19 protein-coding genes are annotated in these 19,773 nt (G+C 45.6%); 4 read left to right on the top strand and 15 right to left on the bottom strand.

From position 1 onward, the window contains the following. Positions 1-159 precede the first annotated feature (159 nt). Positions 160-2,556 carry a GH36-type glycosyl hydrolase domain-containing protein gene (locus H5647_RS11955; RefSeq protein ID WP_045858820.1) on the top strand — a complete coding sequence of 799 codons (2,397 nt, stop codon included), beginning with the start codon at positions 160-162 and terminating at the stop codon, positions 2,554-2,556. A 120-nt stretch (positions 2,557-2,676) separates the two neighbouring features. Here H5647_RS11955 and H5647_RS11950 read toward each other — a convergent pair whose 3' ends face one another. The 12 genes from H5647_RS11950 to H5647_RS11895 all read right to left on the bottom strand — a co-directional run bounded on the left by H5647_RS11950 (position 2,677) and on the right by H5647_RS11895 (position 13,371). Beyond that, complete coding sequence (locus H5647_RS11950; protein WP_045858818.1) at positions 2,677-3,231, bottom strand: DUF1439 domain-containing protein; 555 nt, start codon at positions 3,229-3,231, stop codon at positions 2,677-2,679. A 142-nt stretch (positions 3,232-3,373) separates the two neighbouring features. Further along, complete coding sequence (locus H5647_RS11945; protein WP_052692039.1) at positions 3,374-3,745, bottom strand: hypothetical protein; 372 nt, start codon at positions 3,743-3,745, stop codon at positions 3,374-3,376. Between the two features lie 39 nt (positions 3,746-3,784). Further along, positions 3,785-4,165 (bottom strand): envelope stress response membrane protein PspC, encoded by a 381-nt coding sequence (gene pspC, locus H5647_RS11940; protein ID WP_045858817.1) that lies wholly within the window; start codon positions 4,163-4,165, stop codon positions 3,785-3,787. Beyond that, positions 4,162-4,401: an envelope stress response membrane protein PspB gene (pspB, locus tag H5647_RS11935; protein WP_045858815.1), complete on the bottom strand. Its 240-nt coding sequence runs from the start codon at positions 4,399-4,401 to the stop codon at positions 4,162-4,164. The genes pspC and pspB overlap by 4 nt, the downstream gene beginning before the upstream one ends. A gap of 11 nt (positions 4,402-4,412) precedes the next feature. Continuing rightward, on the bottom strand, positions 4,413-5,087 hold the full coding sequence (gene pspA / locus H5647_RS11930; RefSeq protein WP_045858813.1) for a phage shock protein PspA: 675 nt from the start codon (positions 5,085-5,087) through the stop codon (positions 4,413-4,415). 281 nt (positions 5,088-5,368) lie between these two features. After that, on the bottom strand, positions 5,369-5,977 hold the full coding sequence (locus tag H5647_RS11925; RefSeq protein ID WP_045858811.1) for a nucleotidyltransferase family protein: 609 nt from the start codon (positions 5,975-5,977) through the stop codon (positions 5,369-5,371). After that, positions 5,967-6,911 carry an XdhC family protein gene (locus H5647_RS11920; protein ID WP_045858809.1) on the bottom strand — a complete coding sequence of 315 codons (945 nt, stop codon included), beginning with the start codon at positions 6,909-6,911 and terminating at the stop codon, positions 5,967-5,969. The genes H5647_RS11925 and H5647_RS11920 overlap by 11 nt, the downstream gene beginning before the upstream one ends. 109 nt (positions 6,912-7,020) lie before the next feature. After that, entirely contained in the window at positions 7,021-7,656 is a 636-nt protein-coding gene (locus tag H5647_RS11915) for a YigZ family protein (RefSeq protein WP_236074877.1), read from the bottom strand. A gap of 37 nt (positions 7,657-7,693) precedes the next feature. Then, a complete protein-coding gene (locus H5647_RS11910; protein WP_045858807.1) occupies positions 7,694-10,192 on the bottom strand; it encodes a beta-mannosidase in 2,499 nt (832 codons plus the stop codon). Then, positions 10,189-11,985: a sodium:solute symporter family protein gene (locus H5647_RS11905; protein ID WP_045858805.1), complete on the bottom strand. Its 1,797-nt coding sequence runs from the start codon at positions 11,983-11,985 to the stop codon at positions 10,189-10,191. Before H5647_RS11905 ends, H5647_RS11910 begins: the two co-directional genes overlap by 4 nt. A gap of 60 nt (positions 11,986-12,045) precedes the next feature. Beyond that, entirely contained in the window at positions 12,046-12,984 is a 939-nt protein-coding gene (trhO, locus tag H5647_RS11900; protein ID WP_045858803.1) for an oxygen-dependent tRNA uridine(34) hydroxylase TrhO, read from the bottom strand. A 72-nt stretch (positions 12,985-13,056) separates the two neighbouring features. Beyond that, positions 13,057-13,371 (bottom strand): BolA family protein, encoded by a 315-nt coding sequence (locus tag H5647_RS11895; protein WP_045858802.1) that lies wholly within the window; start codon positions 13,369-13,371, stop codon positions 13,057-13,059. A 277-nt stretch (positions 13,372-13,648) separates the two neighbouring features. Here H5647_RS11895 and H5647_RS11890 point away from each other — a divergent pair, with 277 nt between their 5' ends. The 3 genes from H5647_RS11890 (at position 13,649) to H5647_RS22160 (ending at position 14,730) form a co-directional block, all read left to right on the top strand. Beyond that, positions 13,649-13,906 carry a hypothetical protein gene (locus tag H5647_RS11890; RefSeq protein WP_162926243.1) on the top strand — a complete coding sequence of 86 codons (258 nt, stop codon included), beginning with the start codon at positions 13,649-13,651 and terminating at the stop codon, positions 13,904-13,906. 169 nt (positions 13,907-14,075) lie between these two features. After that, complete coding sequence (locus tag H5647_RS22165) at positions 14,076-14,483, top strand: response regulator (protein WP_236074876.1); 408 nt, start codon at positions 14,076-14,078, stop codon at positions 14,481-14,483. Between the two features lie 7 nt (positions 14,484-14,490). Beyond that, positions 14,491-14,730, top strand: coding sequence for a response regulator (locus H5647_RS22160; protein ID WP_236074875.1), 240 nt, complete (start codon positions 14,491-14,493; stop codon positions 14,728-14,730). 92 nt (positions 14,731-14,822) lie between these two features. Here the strand turns inward: H5647_RS22160 and pyk are convergent, their stop codons facing one another. The 3 genes from pyk to oadA all read right to left on the bottom strand — a co-directional run bounded on the left by pyk (position 14,823) and on the right by oadA (position 19,749). After that, the gene (pyk, locus tag H5647_RS11880) at positions 14,823-16,271 is read right to left on the bottom strand and encodes a pyruvate kinase (RefSeq protein WP_045858799.1); all 1,449 of its coding nucleotides are present in this window, start codon (positions 16,269-16,271) and stop codon (positions 14,823-14,825) included. A 364-nt stretch (positions 16,272-16,635) separates the two neighbouring features. Beyond that, positions 16,636-17,943, bottom strand: a complete 1,308-nt coding sequence (locus H5647_RS11875) for a sodium ion-translocating decarboxylase subunit beta (protein WP_045858797.1) — start codon at positions 17,941-17,943, stop codon at positions 16,636-16,638. An 18-nt stretch (positions 17,944-17,961) separates the two neighbouring features. After that, complete coding sequence (oadA, locus tag H5647_RS11870; RefSeq protein WP_045858795.1) at positions 17,962-19,749, bottom strand: sodium-extruding oxaloacetate decarboxylase subunit alpha; 1,788 nt, start codon at positions 19,747-19,749, stop codon at positions 17,962-17,964. Positions 19,750-19,773: the final 24 nt, after the last annotated feature.

Genomic DNA, 19,773 nt, shown 5'->3' with positions numbered 1-19,773 from the left:
GCAGCCATCACGTGCGCTATCCGAGTATTACGCTATATTCAATCACGACATTCGCAGAAAGCTTATTTATAATCCCCCTTATTCTTAATAATGACTATACGGCGCTGAAGCACAAGCTAAGGTGTCCAGCATCATCCTAACCTAACGAGATTCTCCACCATGAAATTCGGTTATTTCGACGACCAAAATCGCGAGTATGTAGTTACTCGCCCAGACACCCCTCGCTCCTGGACTAACTACCTAGGCTCAACCGAGTACGGAGCGATTATTACCAATAACGCTGGTGGTTATAGTTTCTACAAATCCGCAGCTCAAGGGCGCTTTACTCGCTATCGCTCAAATGCTGTGCCTATGGACCAGCCCGGTCGCAATATCTATATTCGCGACCAAGACAGCGGAGATTACTGGTCGAACGCATGGCAGCCGGTAGGTAAACCTCTAGAAGAATACAAAAGCGAATGTCGACACGGCACGGCCTACACAACAATAACCTCACAATATTCCAATATTGAATCCAGCAGCACCTATTTTGTACCGCTTAACCAGACCAATGAAATCTGGCACACAACCCTCACCAACAAAGGCGATACGCCGCGCAAGCTTCGCCTTTTTACGTTTGTGGAATACACCAACAATTGGAATTTGACAAACGACCTGCTGAACCTCCAATACTCCGCTTACATTGTGAAAATGTCGGTAAAAGACGGCATTATCGATCACGGCACCAACGTCAGCATGGACCCAAACCCTGACGACTTCGAAGATTCGGACCAAGGCCGTCACACCTTTCTTGCCGTTGCGGGTGCCGATGTTAGTGGGTACGACACCGACCGCGAAAAATTTCTAGGGCCTTACCGCAGTTACCACAACCCACTAGCGGTTGAACAAGGTGAATGCGGTCAGTCTATCGCCGTCGCGGATAATGGCTGTGGTACGCTGCAAATTGACATTGAGCTACAACCGGGCGAGAGTCGATCGTTCTGTGTGATTATGGGAATAGGCCGCGCCGACGTCGAAGGTGCTGCCGCACGTGCTCAGTTTTCCGATATGATAAACGTCGAAAAAGCCTTAGACGATGTTAAAGACTACTGGCACTCGAAGTTAAATAACTTTAGCGCCAACACGCCCGATACCGAACTTAACAGCTTTTTTAATACTTGGAACCCTTACAACTGCCTGATTACCTTCGCGTGGTCACGCGCGGCAAGCTTAGTCTATAACGGCGAGCGCGATGGGCTTGGCTATCGTGACACCGTACAAGATATGCTCGGCACACTGCATTCCATTCCCGCAGAGGCACAAGAACGATTAGAATTAATGATTACAGGGCAAGTTTCTACTGGCGGCGCGATGCCCGTCGTGAAGCCTTACGCCCATACTCCCGGCACCGAAGCACTGCCTGACGAAACGGAATACCGTTCCGACGATTGCATGTGGCTATTCAATACCGTGCCAGCACTGGTGAAAGAAACCGGTGACATGAGCTTCTACGACAAAATACTGCCCTATGGCGACAAAGGTGACGACACCGTTCTAGGGCACCTGCGTCGCGCAATTGAATTCAGCCTAAACCGGCTGGGCAATCACGGATTACCCTGTGGCTTACTTGCAGACTGGAACGATTGCCTTGAACTAGGTCAAGACGGCGAGACTGTATTTGTTGCCATGCAATTACGCTTCGCACTCTCGACCTACATCGAAATATGTACCATGAAAGGCGCGCTCGACAGCGAAATTACGTGGGCAAAAGGCCACCTCGCCACTCTCGATAAAAACCTTGATGAACACACGTGGGACGGTGCGTGGTATCGCCGCGCTTTCCGGGTCGACGGTTTTGTTTTTGGTTCGAGCGAAAGCGAAGAAGCCTCCATCTTTCTCAACCCACAAACGTGGTCTGTACTTAGCGGCCATGCCTCTGAAGAAAAAGCAAAACTCGCAATGGATAGTGTTAACGAGCGACTTGCAACTGACGCTGGCCTAATGGTACTAGACCCTCCCGTCACAAAACTTGACCCTAGCATTATGCGTGCGCGCTTATTCAACCCAGGCATGAAAGAAAACGGGGCTGTTTTTTGTCATACCCAAGGCTGGGTTGTAATGGCCGAAAGTATGCTTGGAAACGGTAATCGTGGTTATGATTACTTAAGAACATTCATGCCCGCGGCCTTCAACGAAAAAGCTGAAGTGCGCGAAAGTGAGCCCTACGTATTTTGCCAAAGCACCCACAGTAAATACAGCCCTCGATACGGCGCTTCTCGTCTACCATGGCTGACTGGCGCGGCAACATGGGCCTATCACGCTACGTCTCAGTATATGTTGGGCATTAGACCTGAATACGACGGTTTAAAGATCGACCCGTGTATTCCTTCACACTGGCCCAGTTTTACAGCTACTCGTATTTTTCGTGATAAAACGTTTAATATTTCAGTGGAAAACCCCAACGGAATCGAAAAAGGCGTGGCTAGCGTAACCGTTAACGGTCAGCTCATTGAAGGTAATGTTATCGACCCCAATACGTGCAAGGCAATCAATACCGTTGTTGTGATAATGGGCTAACGCTACACGCCTATTCCCTAGAACCCGAAAAGTTCACAACCTGTATCACGTTTCAGTGCATACAGGTTGTGAACTTTTTTACTTAGGAACACCCACAAATTCAACACAACATTGATATAATTATAAACCAAGCGTAATTTCCAACGCTTCCTTATTAACAACAATATTTTTCAATGTTAGCTTGGCCGCCGCCTGTTTTACATCCGATGCTTTTAAACGATACAGCGGGCGCTCTGAATAAAACGTTAGCAACGCTTTCTCTGCTACCTTCGACGCTTTTTCTTGAAGCTCGCTAGGCAACCCTTGCATAACGAGATTTTCGACTTTGGGATCGAGCAAATAAAACGCACCTTCCTCTGGACGATACTGCAACGCACCCGACACATCGACAGTCCCGCCAAGAGGTTTACCTTCGTTAACAATTTTAATATTGAGTTCTACATCCAGCCCCGCGTTAATCCGATCACTCCCCTCAACAAGGTCAACTCTCGGGTTATCCAAGGTTATGTCAAAAAAAACAAAATACGATTTCTTTAATGGAAGCTTAGTGTTTAGCTTTTGCTGTATTTCACTCTCAGGTACAACAATCAAATAATTTTTTCCACTGAAATAGATATACATACCGATTAAAATAACGACGGTTATAAAAGCGATTAAAAAACCTACTTTTTTCACTTATCCTCCTAGTGCATATTGGTAAAGGGTAAACGTTATAACACATAAAACCATGTTAAGCGCCTAGACATAAAAAAGGCCTATTCTTCAATAGGCCTTATAAATAGAACTCAATCACGAGGCTCCTCGCAAGCCAACAACACTAACGCCTAACATCCCTGTATCGCATAATGTCTGGCACGCTCAACCCCAAAAACACAACCACGAAATTCAACAATAAAATAATACTGCCAAGAGACTCTGCCTTTTGGAAAAAAAACTGAGAACTATACCCAAAACTAACCTGATTTGAAGCTACAGACAGTACAAAAACAAACATGAGAGGTAGTACAATTGTGGCGGCCGTTGCAATAGATATAGATTTAAACAGCAGATGCCTAACACCAACCAACTGCTCCTTTACGCGATGAGAACACCCAGAGCAAAGCTTTGCATTAATGCCACCCAAAAAGAATGGCGCGGGCGATTTCTTACCCTCCAATGTTCTACCGCAATTACCGCACTCTGTAGTCATGTCTACTGTCATCCTTTCAGTATTGAATAGAAATTTACGCTACAAACTATCGATCTCATCACTGAGTTTAAAGCGCGGTGATGTCACATAAGCTTCTAACGTTCTTATACGCGTTTCCACTTTCCGGAAGCGATCATGTACGCTACTGAATACCGCTTTTCTTTGGTAAGAATTACGGAATTTCGATTTCAGATGACCACTCTTATTGGTCAACGTCTTCGGATCATCATTAAGTACGAAGTACGCTACCCAATACGCGATGAATGCAACCTGAAGCGTAAAGAATAAACACGTGATAGCGATAATTCGAACTAACACCACATCTACGTCGAAGTAATCTGCCAGGCCCGCACAAATACCACCAACGACGCCGCGCTTCCTATTTCGGTATAATTTCCTTTCGTTTCTGAATTCACTCATACCTCGTGCCTCCAGTTGGGGTCTTGTTTATCCAAAATGGACTCCAGCGTATCAATACGATTTTCCATTTTGTCAGCCATCGCTAACAATTCTTCGATCTTCTTTTTATCGCCTTCAGTCTCTGCCGTCACAGGCTTACCTTTGTGCTTGTAATGCATGTATACCCATATAGGGGCAATGAATAAGCAAAAAAGAATCAACGGCGTTTCGAGTATGCCTATAATTTGGTACCACATTCCATTGCCCCTCAGTTTTGTCCGTCGGTTTTAGCATTAACTCTCGCTTTTAATGCTGCGAGCTGTACTTCAATTTCATCATTCTTAGCCAGCTGTTCTATTTCGTCAGCGAGCGATTTCTCACCCAAATCAAAAGATTCTGCTTTGCCTTCAAGCTCGTCCAGTTTACGTTCGTAGCCTTCCAGCTTAGACAGTGTTTCCTCGACTGATCCACCCTTAAGCACCATACGTGCTTTCAATTTTGTGGTGGCTGTTTTTTGGCGAGCGACTAACGATTTTTGACGTGCTTTCGCCTCCGCAATTTTTTGCTGAAGCTGCGTAATTTCACCCTCAAGAGACTGTAAGCCATCTTCAATTGCATCAAGCTCTGAATCGACATCCACGCCTTCATTAATGAATTTTAATTTTTCAGCCAAGGCTCCTTTGGCAAGATCTTCTCGGCCTTTTTGTATAGCGAGTTCGGCTTTGCCTTCCCACGCATCAACTTGGTCCGCTAGCCATTGCTTTTTTCGAAGTAACTCTTTTTTATCCGCAATAGATTTCGCTGAAACGGTCCGAACCTCAACCAATGTCTCTTCCATTTCTTGAATTATAAGGCGAACCAATTTTTCAGGGTCTTCTGCCTTATCGAGCAATGAATTAATATTTGAATTAATAATGTCTGAAAATCGGGAAAAAATGCCCATTCTTATTTCTCCTTAATAGTACGTTATGTCTATCTTCGAAGAAGTTATTACAGTTTTTATGCCAATGTAAAAAAAATTTGTAACTAACTGTTTTTATTAGCTATTTTTACATTTCAATAATGTTCGTTTTAACGGAATGGCGAAATTAACCATCAGTATTGTGAGTTTCAACTAATAAGTAGTCATTTTGATAGCCATCGAAAGGCAACAGATATCGCGATGATAAGTTCATTTTGACTACAAGTCACGAAGTGTACGCTCTTCCGAGACGTTAATGCCCGTCAATCGCGCAAACACGAGTATTCTGGAAGGCTAGAAAGGTTTTCAGGGGTATCGATATCGTAAAAAATACCTTTATCATCGCACTCTAGAAGGTGCAATTCGGCAGCATTTTGAGCGAGTAACGCTGCTGCACCAACATCTCCTTGTAGCGCAAGCAACGAAGATTGGTAACGATTAGAAAAATAAACAGGATGCCCACGCCTTCCCCCTATACTGGGGGCCACTAGCGAATAGTGCTGTGCTTCGGTCAATATCGCTTGATAGGTTTGAGCCGCGATAAAAGGCATATCCGCTAAGCAAATAATCCAGCCCCCCCAATGAGGGGTCGACGCCACACCAAACCGAATAGACTCCCCTATGCCGGGCGATTGTGCTGGAAAAGCAAACGATTGGATACCAAGGTTAGCCACCCGCTCATTGATAACTGCGTTCATAGAGGAGGTGACAACGGCAACTTTAGAGGAAACAGAATGAATTTCGGCTAAAGTTGCGTCCAGCATTGGCCCTTTGGAACCGACAAGAGAGGCCAATTTACAGCATGAACCAAAGCGACGGGAAGCCCCAGCGGCCAGCACTAGAAACCCTGGCGTTAAAGGATCAGTGCCCATAACACTTAACAAGCTGTGCCGCGATACTAATTGCAATTTCAGCGGGTGTTTTACTGCCAATATCCAAACCGATGGGCGCGTGTAACCGCTCGATTTGCGCGCTTGTAACGTCTAGCTCTCTTAACCTCTTTAGTCTGGCCACGGTTGTCTTTTGTGAGCCCATCACGCCCACATAAAACGCATCACTTGGTAAGGCCTCAAGTAACGCCATGTCATCCAACCTTGGGTCGTGTGACACCGCCACAATCGCTGAGTTCGAATCGGAAAAACGGTCATCAATAAGCCCGTCCGGATATATGCCCACGAATTCAAACGCTTCTGTCTGCCACAGATCGCTTAATGAATCGCTCGGGTCACAAATGGTGACATCAAAATCGAGCGAGCTCGCATAGTTCGCCAAATAAAAACTTGTTTGATTCGCGCCTATTATTAAAAGCTTTCGTGTTGGCCCCATATAGACTTGTAAATGTGTATCGGAAGACTTTAACGAGTGAGATTGGCTCACCACAAACCGCCAAGCACCCGACGCCCGACAAATACACCGGCTCACACCTTGCCGCTCAGCAACGTAATCACGTATGGCTTTCCACTCGGAAAGATCGCAAGGCAACACATTTTCGATTAATACTTTAAGTATTCCACCGCAAGGCAAGCGGATTTCGCCTTGCGCATCCGCCTCTCCACCGTACGGTATTTCACAAGGCAAAGATCCATCGAACTCCCTAGCTAGCAAGCGCTTGATAAGATCGTCCTCTACACAACCACCCGAAACAGAGCCAATAACACCACTCTTTTCACTCCAAACCATCATGGAGCCAGGAGGCCTAGGAGAGCTACCCCACGTGCTTAACACGGTGATAAGAAAGATCTCTTCATGTGCGACCAATCGCTCATAAATAGATTGGAGAATATTCAGGCTAGAAGATGACAACATAATAGGCTTGAAGTGTAATAATAAATGAGGGCTATTAATCTAGCATTGTTCACTGGCCTGCGTGAACGCGATGTGAAATATTAGCCTGATGATTTAAGCGGTAAGAGCATTACGCTTGAATAGTCGCACTACCACACGCTTGAATAGTCGCACTACCACTTGTCGACGACTGCAAAGCTTTTCTGAAAATACCCTCTTGGTCTATAGGCAGCACCACAACGAGTGTTACTTCTACGCCGTAATTTACCTCTAACACTTCGCCTGAACAACGTGCAACCAAACGGCGAGCCACTGCTTCAAAATTGAAATCGATTAAAACCGAAAGTTCAGCCAACGGTATTTTCGCGGCCAACGTAGCGTGATCCAACGCCTGCGATACCGACGAACCATAAGCCCTGACAAGGCCACCAGCGCCTAATTTAATGCCGCCAAAGTAGCGAACAACGATCGCACAAGCATCCCCCGCCCCTCGCTGCACCAGTACGTTCAGTATAGGCTTACCCGCCGTACCCGCTGGTTCACCATCATCATTATACGCTTGCGTTATAGGTTGCTTCGGATCGCCAATGACATACGCCCAGCAATGATGCCGTGCATCAGGAAACTCGACCCGAAGGCTTTCTAAGCGCATCAGCGATTGCTCTCGAGAAGTGACGGGATAGAGATAACACAAGAAACGGCTACGTTTTTCCTCTAACTCAAACACGACCGAATGGGTTAACTGCTGATAAGGCTTCATTGCCATACGTTAGGCACACTTTCTACCACAATAATAGCCGCACTCACTGACAAAGTTCATAATGAATATACTCAATATTTTGAGTAATCTTTTTTTCGAGCGGAATACGACAATGTTGCCCCGGCAGCACATCAAAATAATTCAACAGTAGATGTTGATCCACTTTTAAAAATAAGTTTTTTACAAGTGTATTGGTCGATATAACAAGCGTATAAATATCGCCCTCTTGTTCAACTACTATCGACAATTCAGGCGAATCGAATTCAAGTGCTTTATTCGTATGGAAATAATGTAAGTCTGAACTCACTTCCTCACCCTTTTCGTAACAGATCGCTTGGAGTACACATTGGTGACTGTTTCGCTGGTTTAACAAGTCAGACGTCAAACATCGAAATATTTCTGTACTACTATTCGCAACGGCAACAACTTGAAGATTTTCTGTTACGTACTGCTCTCCACCAAACGATAACAAATTAAGCGTAACGTTAACCGGCGTATTATCCAGTTTATCGGACACCACTTTTAAAACCGTGTTATCACCTTCTTCGACAATCACCACAATGACCGGTTTATACGTTTCTCGAATCGCATAATGAGAGGCCTTCCATCGACCGAAGTAATCGACCGAAGCCCAAGAAGTAACAGGCCACATATCGTTAAGCTGCCAATACATTGTCCCCATGCAATAGGGCCTATTATGCCGGTGCGCCTTAATGGCAAAAGCGAGATAGTCAGCCTGTAATAGCTGGGTCATATACGCCAACTGCTCAAAATCTTTCGGCACGGTATATTCACGCTCAAGGTATTTGATCATCATGCCGTACCCATCAAGAAACTGATTTTTTGACGGATTAGCATATTGTTTTTGATGTGTTTGTAAAACAGAGGATTGAATGTCCCAATCCTCTGGAAGGGAAAAGGCCTCAAACGTTTTTAATTCTGGCATGGCTTGCAGGCCATATTCACTCATAAATCGCGGCAAATATTCATTGAAACCGTTTCGCTCGTGCCCAAGAAACCAAACCCCCCAATAATGCATATCTCCGTCAGTTTTAGCTTTAGGATCTACAAAACCATATTTCGGTGACGACGCCCAATACGCCCGAGAGGGGTCATATTGCGCGACCGCTTGAGGTAAAATTTCATGAAATATAGCTTCATATTCACGCCATACTTTTTCACACGTAGCCTCGTCATACTCATAACGTTGCTGCCAGCCCCAAGTATGCCAGCCCTCAGAAATTTCATTGTTCCCGCACCACAGAGCCAAACTGGTATGGTTTCGAATACGCTTTACATTATAGGCGGCCTCAGAGGCAATTCGCTCGGCCATTTCGGTACCGCAGGGGTACGCTGCGCACGCAAACATAAAGTCTTGCCATACCAAAACCCCTAATTCGTCACACAAGGTATAAAATACTTTTTCTTCGTATATTGCCCCGCCCCAAAGACGCAACATATTCATGTTAGCGTCTACGGCATAACCTAACATCTTTCGATAATCGATTTCCCCTAACCTAGGCACAAAGAAATCGGCGGGAATACAATTAGACCCTTTGATATAAAGCGGCTCGCCATTTAATTTAAAGTAAAAACTCTTTCCAGATTCATCATCTTCATGAACCAACTCCACTGTACGCAAGCCGACATTGTGCTGCCAAGAATCTATAACGGAGCCGTCTTTTAGCAACGATAAGGACAATTTATAAAGAGGCTGTTCCCCTAACCCCAGCGTCCACCAAAATTTTGGGTTATCTATCGTAAAATGAACAACGGCTGCAGCGGTACTGGGGGCGATAGTTAACGTAACAGGTTCAAAACTATTGTCAGCATCGATTAAGCTCAAGGACAGTTCACTTTCTGCTGGAGCGTTCAACTCTACATTTAACGACAATACACTCACCGTACTATCCAGCGAGTGCTGAACAAATTGCACATCAGACAATCGATTACAGCTAAACACCTCTAAACAAATCGGCCGCCAAATGCCACAAGTCACCAATCTAGGCCCCCAATCCCAACCAAAATGATAACCGGGCTTACGGGAGTACACGCTGAGTTTAGGTTCTGGCTGAGAGGTGTTAGCGGGATAAACGAAACCATTTTCTTGGTATAAAGGCAGCGTCCTTTTTATGACAGAATGAAATACAATACGAAGATGATTACTACCATGAACTAAAAAATCTTTTACGTTTACACGCCAGCCATCGTACATATTATCGGCCGTCAGAATTAGCTGATCATTCAAATATACATCGGCATAGGTATCTAAACCGTCGAAACACATTTCATAGTGGCTGTTCCCGGAAAGTGCATCAGCGTAATTAAAATGTGTTTGATATTCCCAATCGACTTCGCCTATCCACTGTTGTGATTTTTCATTGTCGCGCCAGTAGGGATCATCAATGACATGGTTATCCAACAAATCTAAATGTACATGCCCCGGAACCGTTGCGTTTAGCCACGGAGTATCCTTGCCGTTTGTGTCGACAGACACTTGACGAAAAGTCCAATCATTGTTGAGCGCTATCGTTTTTTTCATTGATTCTCCAACTTATCGTACCAACTATATTTTAGTATCACCGTCCCAACACTGGCCACCACTAATAATACTATCAATGTACTCCAGTTTTTAATAACCAATGCGAGTGGAGCCGCCATTATGGATAACTGCCAGACAATCCCCACCGTCACATTCCCCATGTCTCGCAGAAAATTCTGATTAGGCGTAAATGCTGGATCTTCAGCCTTCACCCACCTCTCAACGGGCTTCCAAAAGCCCCACGGACGCACTGAAGAATAAAACGACATCAATAGTGCCTTAGGCTCTGCTGGTGTTAATAATGTGCCCACAATACATCCTGCAAGCGAACAGAATAAAATAGCAGGGTAAGCATAGAGCGCCTTCGTGTCGGGGGAAAATATAGGCATTAATAACGCAAACAATAAACCTGCAATCATTCCCCAAAAATAGCCATGCCCGTTAAATCGCCACCAATGCCACTTCAATACGTTCGCCGCCGCGTAGCCCCCCCATAGCGCGGACACAATCCAACGCGTTATAGAATCGACAGATTCAATAACCATACCGACAAAAATACTCGCAATTGCCAGTATCGCTGACACGAGATAGCTCATGCGAATATACGTTTTCTGGCTTGCATTAGGGCGAAAGTATTTTTTATACACATCATTCACAATATACGCCGGCGTCACATTCAAAAACGAACTGGTCGTCGACATATGCGCAGACAACATACCCGCCAGCAATAATCCCATAAGCCCCACAGGAATAAATTTGCTTATTGCAAAAGGTAAAATTAATTCAAAATCAATATCCGGCCCCATTTCATTTAACTCACCGCTGAAAAACACCAGCGCTAAAACCGTTAACCCCCCGATCATTAAATAACGAGGAATGGCGACAATAACAGAACTCGCCCCCGACATTAGCGCAGCTTCTCTAGGGCTTTTTGCGGCCAAAATTCGCTGTAAACTTTGGGTTGGCACTGGGCCGGCCATACTTACCCAGAGCCCTTTAAAGAGCGCCATCATAATAAAGATGGTAAATAGTTCCCAGCCATCACTTTCAATTTTAGTGTTGACTGATTCCAAAATACCTGACCAGTCGAGCCCTAAATGCCAACCAAATTGCATTTGCCCCCAACCGTCAGGCGTAACAGCCGCCAACATTTCGGGAGACACTTTATTCATGGCAATAACCGCAATAATAATGGCCGAAACTGTCATTAATACATATTGGATAATATCCGTTAACACCACCCCCATTAACCCTCCTTGTACAACGTATACCGCTGTCACAAGTGTAATGAGCGTGGCATAGGCATGTGGGTGCCAACCCCAGGGCAAGAAAATTTCCGCAAACTTTCCGATACCCACAAATCCATAGGCCAGAAAACCTACAATTGAGATGGTTGAAAACAACACCACGACCATGTGTGCCATTTTGCCACCAGAAGATGCCTGATCAAAACGCGTGGCAATCCATTCCGCACCCGTCATTGCATTAGAGCGACGTAGCCAAACGGCAAGATAAATCATCATAAAGATTTGATTGAAAAACGGCCACAACCAAGGAATGAACGCACTTTTCATTCCATAAACAAAGGCCAAATACACCAGCCACATTGTGCCTGCAATATCAAACATACCGCCGGCATTTGACAAGCTTAGGGCATACCAAGGTATTTTGTTGCCACCCAGAAAATAGGTATTTAGGTTTTTACTGGCTTTTGACGATACGATAGAACCAGCGGCAATCATCACCACCAGGTACCCGATTACGATCGCACTATCGATTAAATGAAGTTCCATGGCATATCCTTATTTTTATTTTTTTAAGAGCCACTATTTTTGTAGAACTAATCTGACTCGCTACTGTTTAGTATTTTTTCTGCCCTGCGATTTTGCGCCAATATGCTCTTGGCCTCTAAGCTTGGCCAATTTAATTTGCTTTTGACGCTCCATAAACCTCTCTCGCTGATCAGCGGTCTGAGTGTCATAACAACGTGGACAGGTAACCCCCTCAATAAAATGCTCAGATGCCTTATCCTCATCGGTGATGGGGTGGCGACAACCATGACACAAGTCGTAAATGCCTTTTTCCAAATCGTGATTAACCGCAACACGATTATCAAAAACAAAACACTCCCCTTTCCAAAGGGTTTCTTCTTTCGGTACATCTTCCAAGTATTTTAAAATCCCACCTTTTAAGTGAAATACTTCCTCGAAGCCCTGCTGTTTCATAAACGCGGTTGATTTTTCACAACGAATTCCACCCGTACAAAACATAGCTACTTTTTTGTGTTTCTGAGGGTTGAGGTTTTCGGCTACAAATTGGGGCAAATCACGAAAACTTTCAGTGTGCGGATCAATCGCTCGCTCAAAGGTTCCAATTTCATATTCATAGTAATTACGTGTATCAATGACTGTTACATCAGGATCGCTAATAAGCGCGTTCCATTCTTTTGGCTCCACGTAGGTCCCAACAATATCATTTGGATCGATACCCTCAACCCCCATAGTGACAATTTCCTTTTTAAGCTTTACCTTCATTCGATGGAAAGGCTCACCTTCTTCAAAGGATTCTTTATGCGATAACCCCTCGAAACGGACATCGCTCCGCAAGTAGCTCAGTAACGCATCTATTGCCGCTCGAGAACCGGCAACAGTCCCATTGATTCCCTCCTCTGCCAGTAGCAAAGAGCCTTTAATATTGTGCTCTTCACAACATTTTAATAATGGATTGCGTAGATCATGGAAGTCGGGAAGGGCAACAAATTTGTAAAGGGCGGCGATAACAGTGTGGGTCATAATTTACATACATCGGGTAGCAGTGGAAAAGAGCCGCAATTCTAACCAATTGCGAGGGCAATAGCACCTGCACTAACCTTTGCTTGCACCGGCACAATCCGGTGATACAGGAACAGCCCCCTCTCTTTGGGCCCATTGTTGTGGCGTATAAAGATGAAGCGATAGCGCATGGACGCCATTTGCCAACTCTTCTGCTAAAAGGCCGTATATCTGCTGATGCCGCTTCACCGGCAACACCCCCTCAAAACAACGAGCAACCACCGTGAGCTTAAAATGTGTTTCAGAGTTTTCTGGCACGCTATGCATGTGGCTTTCATTTTCAACATGCAAAACTTCAGGCGAGAGCGCTTGCTTAATTTTTTGTTCAATGACCTCTGAATGGCGCATATTTAACCTTTCCCCTAAAATAATGTGACACGCGTCACGTTTTTATATACAATTTAATTCTTATGTACCGCTCATAATCCCATATAACAATACTAAATGCTGACATTTAAGATCGAAACCACCCCGGCACCCCAACTTTACGGTAGTAAGCAGTACATAAGCGACTGAATGAAAAAAAACACGCCAGCCAGACAGAAAAGCCAATACCCTACAAAAATAGTGGCTCCAATAACTGGTAAATAGACCGTGCAGTGCTATACGATAGGAATGATATCACGTGAGTAACCAACGCAATTCGAGTGACCTAATGAAGGACAACAAAATCTTTTTCGTTAACCGACGCAAAGGGGACGATCGCCGTTTAGACGCTGATCCTTGCAGTGAAATGCCATTGGATCTTTACCATCGAAAACGTCGGAAATCTAAAGACCGCCGCGATACCAATCGAACACTCAGCGATGATTACTATGCTTACATGCGCAAGGTAATGGAGAAAGTTCAAAGCGACGCCAAACGAGTAAAAGATCACGCCTAGCGCCTCTTTGTGCCGTAGTACGCCAATTCCTTACACCTCTTCCCCCGAACCACTGTATCCTTTCTATACTTACCTCTGGCGAATGCCGGCTAGAGGTTCATTTCTGACGGGGCAACGCCTTCTCTATTCTCACTACTTACGTGTAATGAATGATTAAGGTAGATAATCAATGCTGACCTCGGCAGAAACGAAGCTCGTTGTTGCAACACTAACCAAGCGACGCGCATGGTTACGCAAATCACTCGACGATGCGAACCTAGACCCTAGTGCTAGGCAAGATTATATGGACTCGATTAAGATCATCGAAAGTGCCATTAAAAAACTCGCCGCCAGCGCCCCGCCACCCGCGAATAAACCCGCGAAACCAACTGCACCTCCAGCGCCACCGCCTAGAAAAAAACTCACAATGGCTAGTGCCCGTGTGCTCATAGCCGAAGATAACGCCGACTCAGCTAACTTACTATTAGATGTGCTTCAGGATTTTGGCATGACCCAGGCGGACCTTGCTACTGACGGGATGGAAGCCTTCGATAAGATTAAACGCGCAAAAAACACCCTACGACCTGATTCTTTGTGATTGGGATATGCCTGAACTCACGGGGTTAGAAGTCCACTGCAAAGCAAAAGCCTCCAACAAACTGCAGGGCGCTCACTTTGTAATGGTTACCGCGGTATCCGAATCGTCTCGTATTAGAGAAGCCATTCAACAAGGTGTTAACGACTATATCGTTAAACCCATCGATATGGATGTTTTAGAAGCCAAGATTAAAACAGCACTCAACATTGATGATGAGCCTTCAACCGAGGATAAAAAAGAATCGTAACGTTCCTATATCACAAAAAAGGCCGCTGAGATTAACCCAGCGGCCTTTTTTAATTTAATTAGTAAAGAGTCTGTCTACACTAATTTTTAAGACTAAGAAACGTCCGTACCTACTTGCAAAATCTTAAGTGTATTAGTACCACCGTTAATATTCGCAGAGTCACCCTTAGAGATAAGAACCAAATCACCGTCCTCTAGGCCTTCTTGCTCACACAAGATATTCAGTGCTGCTGCGTTAGTCTCGGTATAAGGAATAGCATCGCTATCGAATAATACAGGCTGTACGCCACGGAACAATGCGGCCCGTCGAAGTGTTTTTTCATGACGAGAAAAAGCAAAAATAGGCAAACGAGAACCATAACGAGACATCAATAACGGAGTAGAACCAGACTCTGTCATAGCTGCAATACAACGTACCTTCTGTAATTCACGAGCCGTGTACATAGTGGCTGACGCAACCGCTTGGTCAATAGCCGCGTAACCACCCTCAGGCTTAGAAGGAGGTATCTCGGCTTGTGGGTGCTTCTCTGCACCACGGATAACACGCACCATGGCTTCAACCGTTTCAACAGGGTATTTACCTGCTGCAGTTTCAGCTGACAGCATTACCGCATCGGTGCCATCCAACACAGCATTAGCAACGTCAAATACTTCCGCGCGAGTCGGCATTGGGCTGCTAATCATAGTTTCCATCATTTGGGTCGCTGTAATCACACAGCGATTCAAGGTGCGAGCACGCTGAATCATATGTTTTTGCACACCAATTAACTGTGCATCGCCAATTTCAACGCCCAGATCGCCACGAGCAACCATCACGGCGTCAGACGCCAGAATGATGTCATCTAGAATTTGGTGATCGGCAACAGTTTCTGCACGCTCAATTTTAGCGACCATGTACATGTTGCCACCGGCTTCACGTGATAACTGGCGAGCGAGATTCATATCTTCTGCGCTACGCGGAAACGACACGGCAAGGTAATCAACATCAATTTCTACAGCTGTCTTAATATCTGCACGGTCTTTATCCGTTAAAGCCGGAGCGGATAATCCTCCACCTTGACGGTTAATTCCCTTGTTATTTGAGAGCTTTCCGCCAACAACAACTTCTGTATTGATTCGCGAACCATCTACTGATTCAACTTTAAGGACAACGCGCCCATCATCCAACAACAGCATATCGCCAGGATTTACATCGTTTGGCAGCTCTTTATAGTCAATACCAACTTCATTTTGGTTTCCAGCATCGCGTTCAAGATTCGCATCCAAAACAAATGTAGCGCCAATCTCTAAATCTATCGGGCCTTCAGCAAAACGAGCAACACGGATTTTTGGCCCCTGAAGATCACCTAAAATCGCAATATAAGTATTATGCTTGATGGACAACTCTCTCACCATCTTGGCACGACGCATATGGTCTTCTGGGCTGCCGTGCGAAAAGTTCATACGTACAACGTTGACACCCGCGACAATTAATTTCTCTAATATTCCGGGTTCATCTGTGGCCGGGCCTAAGGTGCTAACAATCTTCGTACGTCTATACATAGATAACTCCATGGGAATTCAGGTGCGTGAAATTGCGCGCATTCTACTATATGCAGGATGCCAGTTGTAAACGATTCTCTGCAAAATGCAGGGCAGCGGGCCAATATTCGAACAATAAGCGCTTCAGCTAAGCCCGAAGTTTAGTTGATTGCACCATTACTGTGAGCATTTGGTGCTATGCACCACTGAAGGGAGACCGCAATAAGGCGCAGGTTACCGAATGAAAACGCTCCTTAGCGTTACCTTACTCACGAATAAAAAGGCCTTCATTCCAACTTCAGGTGCTTTGCGGCCGAGAATAAAGACATTGAAAACGTAAAACGGGCGCCAGAGCGCCCGTCAATACTCACCTTAAAGGGCAAGATTACATACCATTAACCATAGAGATCATTACGCCTGCCGCAACCGCAGAACCGATAACGCCCGCCACATTTGGCCCCATAGCATGCATTAACAAGAAGTTATGTGGGTTGGCTTCTTGCCCCACCTTGTTAGAAACACGCGCAGCCATCGGAACCGCAGACACACCTGCAGAGCCAATAAGCGGGTTGATTTTACGCTTACTGATCACATTCATCCCCTTCGCCATCATCACACCCGCGGCCGTACCAATACTAAAGGCCAGAATACCTAGCACTAAGATGCCGAGAGTTTTGGGGTCAAGGAACTTGTCCGCCGCCAACTTGGAACCAACAGAGAGCCCAAGGAAAATAGTAGTAATATTAATAAGCGCATGTTGAGTAGTGTCCGATAATCGATCAACTACACCGCACTCACGCATCAAATTACCAAAACAAAACATCCCCAACAGTGGAGCGGCATCCGGTAGTACAATTGCAACCAGTATCAGTAACAACACAGGAAATGCAATTTTCTCTCGCCGACTCACCTCTCTTAATTGCGTCATCACTATGGAGCGCTCTTCTTTCGAGGTAAGCGCTCTCATAATAGGCGGTTGTATTAATGGTACCAATGCCATGTAAGAATAAGCCGCAACAGCAATCGCACCTAATAGATCTGGCGCCAGCTTGCTCGAAACATAGATTGCGGTTGGACCGTCGGCACCACCAATAATGCCAATAGCGGCAGCATCTGCAATAGAGAAATCCATGATTCCTGCAGACGATAACGCCACAGCACCGATAATGGTTGCAAATATACCAACCTGAGCCGCGGCACCTAAGAATAACGTTTTAGGGTTTGCCAATAACGGGCCAAAATCCGTCATAGCGCCTACACCCATAAATATCACCAGAGGTGCAACACCTGTTGCAATCGCAACAGAGTAAAAGTTATACAGCATGCCATTGGTGTAACCCGCTTCAAGCGCAATGTTAGCAGCCGCATGATAGGCCGCAGGCCCTGCGCTACCATAAGCCACAGAAAGCTCTTTGGCGCTTTCCCAAGCCGATATCCCCAATGCTCTTGCTATCTCAGCCAGAACAGCTGGGTCTCCTGCTACAATGGCGTTATCCACTGCAGGTAGCGCCAATCCTGCGCCTGGAATATTCGCTAGTATTCCTCCGAATCCAATCGGCACCAACAACAACGGCTCAAAGCCTTTGCGTATTGCAAGAAAAAGCAATAACAGACATACGAGCATCATTACAAACTGCCCAGACTGCATCTGATACAGGCCCGAAGCCTGCCAAAGACCTAACAAATTCCCCATGAATGACCCCTATTATTCTCAGGCAATGGTAAGCAGACTGTCGCCAACTGCTACTACGTCACCTTCTTTCACATTTACCGAGCCAATGATGCCGGCCTGAGGTGCACTAATTTGTGTTTCCATCTTCATCGCTTCTAATACCAGCAATGTATCACCCTCTTCTACCTGCTGACCTGGGCTAACCATTACACGGAAAATATTCCCCGCCAAAGGTGCGTTCACAGGTTCACCTGTAGATCCCGCTGGCGCGTTACTGCCGGCAACTAAGGGGGCCCCGCTCAAAGGAACGATACCGGTAAGCTCACCACCGTTACTTACCGTTACGGTGTAGTCACTACCTTCTACATTAACGGTATAAACTTCATCACCGTTACCGGCCTTCACAACCGCAGTTTCTTTTCCTGTTGGCGCCGGCTCGAAGGCATCAGGGTTGCCGCGATTCGCGAGAAACTTTAACCCTACCTGAGGGAACAATGCATAAATAAGGACATCATCAATAACTTGCTCGCCTTCATGCAAGACTACGCCTTGATCTGCCGCTTTTTCTTTGAGTTCGTTCGACAGCGCATCAAGCTCGTCGTCTATCAAATCCGCTGGCCGACAAGTGATTGGCACCTCACCGTCTTCCAATACTCGCGCTTGTAACTCTTTGTTGATTTCAGAAGGCGCGGCGCCATATTCTCCACGTAAAATTCCGCGCGTTTCATTCGAAATATTCGCGTAACGCTCGCCAGTTAGCACGTTAAGTACCGCTTGTGTACCTACAATTTGCGATGTAGGCGTAACGAGAGGGATATACCCCAAATCTTTACGTACACGCGGGATCTCTTCTAATACTTCGTCAATTCGGTCTGCAGCACCTTGTTCTTTTAGCTGGCCTTCCATGTTGGTTAGCATACCGCCAGGAACTTGCGCCGTTAGTATTCGAACATCGACACCTTTTAGAGCGCCTTCAAATTTGGCGTATTTAGGCCGAACATCGCGGAAATAAAGCGCTATTTTTTCCAATCGAGCCAAATCCAAACCTGTGTCTCGCTCGGTACCTTCAAGTGAAGCAACCAACGTCTCGGTAGGGCTATGACCGTAGGTGGTCGACATAGACGATATTGCGGTGTCGACATTATCGACACCAGCTTCCGCCATTTTCAAGATAGTCGAATGCGCCAAACCGGTTGTCGCATGACAATGAAAATGAATGGGAATATCACACGATGCTTTTAAACGTTTAACGAGTTCATAGCCATCATAAGGCTTCAACAAACCTGCCATATCCTTGATGACAATGGAATCTGCGCCCATATCTTCAATAATTTTGCCCTGTTCAACCCACTTATCAACAGTGTGCACCGGGCTTAACGTATACGATATTGTGCCTTGCGCATGCTTGCCCATTTTCTTAACGGCTTTTAACGCAGTTTCAATATTGCGCATATCGTTCATCGCATCGAAAACACGGAAGACATCAACACCGTTTACCGCGCAACGCTCAACAAATTTGGTGACAACGTCATCAGCATAGTGACGATAACCTAAAATATTCTGACCACGGAAGAGCATCTGATGAGGGGTTTTCGGCATCGCTTTCTTAAGTTCGCGAATCCGGTCCCAAGGGTCTTCACCTAAAAAGCGAATACACGCATCAAACGTTGCGCCGCCCCAGGTTTCAACCGACCAGTAACCAACATTATCTAAATCTTCCGCAATCGGAAGCATGTCGTCGATTCTCATTCGGGTGGCAAACAAAGATTGATGCGCATCACGCAGGACAACCTCGGTTATACCCAATTTTTTCTTAGTGTCGCTCATTTACTGCAGCCCCCATTCGTCGGT

Origin of the sequence: Teredinibacter purpureus, assembly GCF_014217335.1 — a bacterium.
Taxonomy (GTDB): Bacteria; Pseudomonadota; Gammaproteobacteria; order Pseudomonadales; family Cellvibrionaceae; genus Teredinibacter; species Teredinibacter purpureus.
The sequence above is the reverse complement of the archived record's forward strand: the minus strand, read 5'-3'. Positions and strand labels throughout refer to the sequence as shown.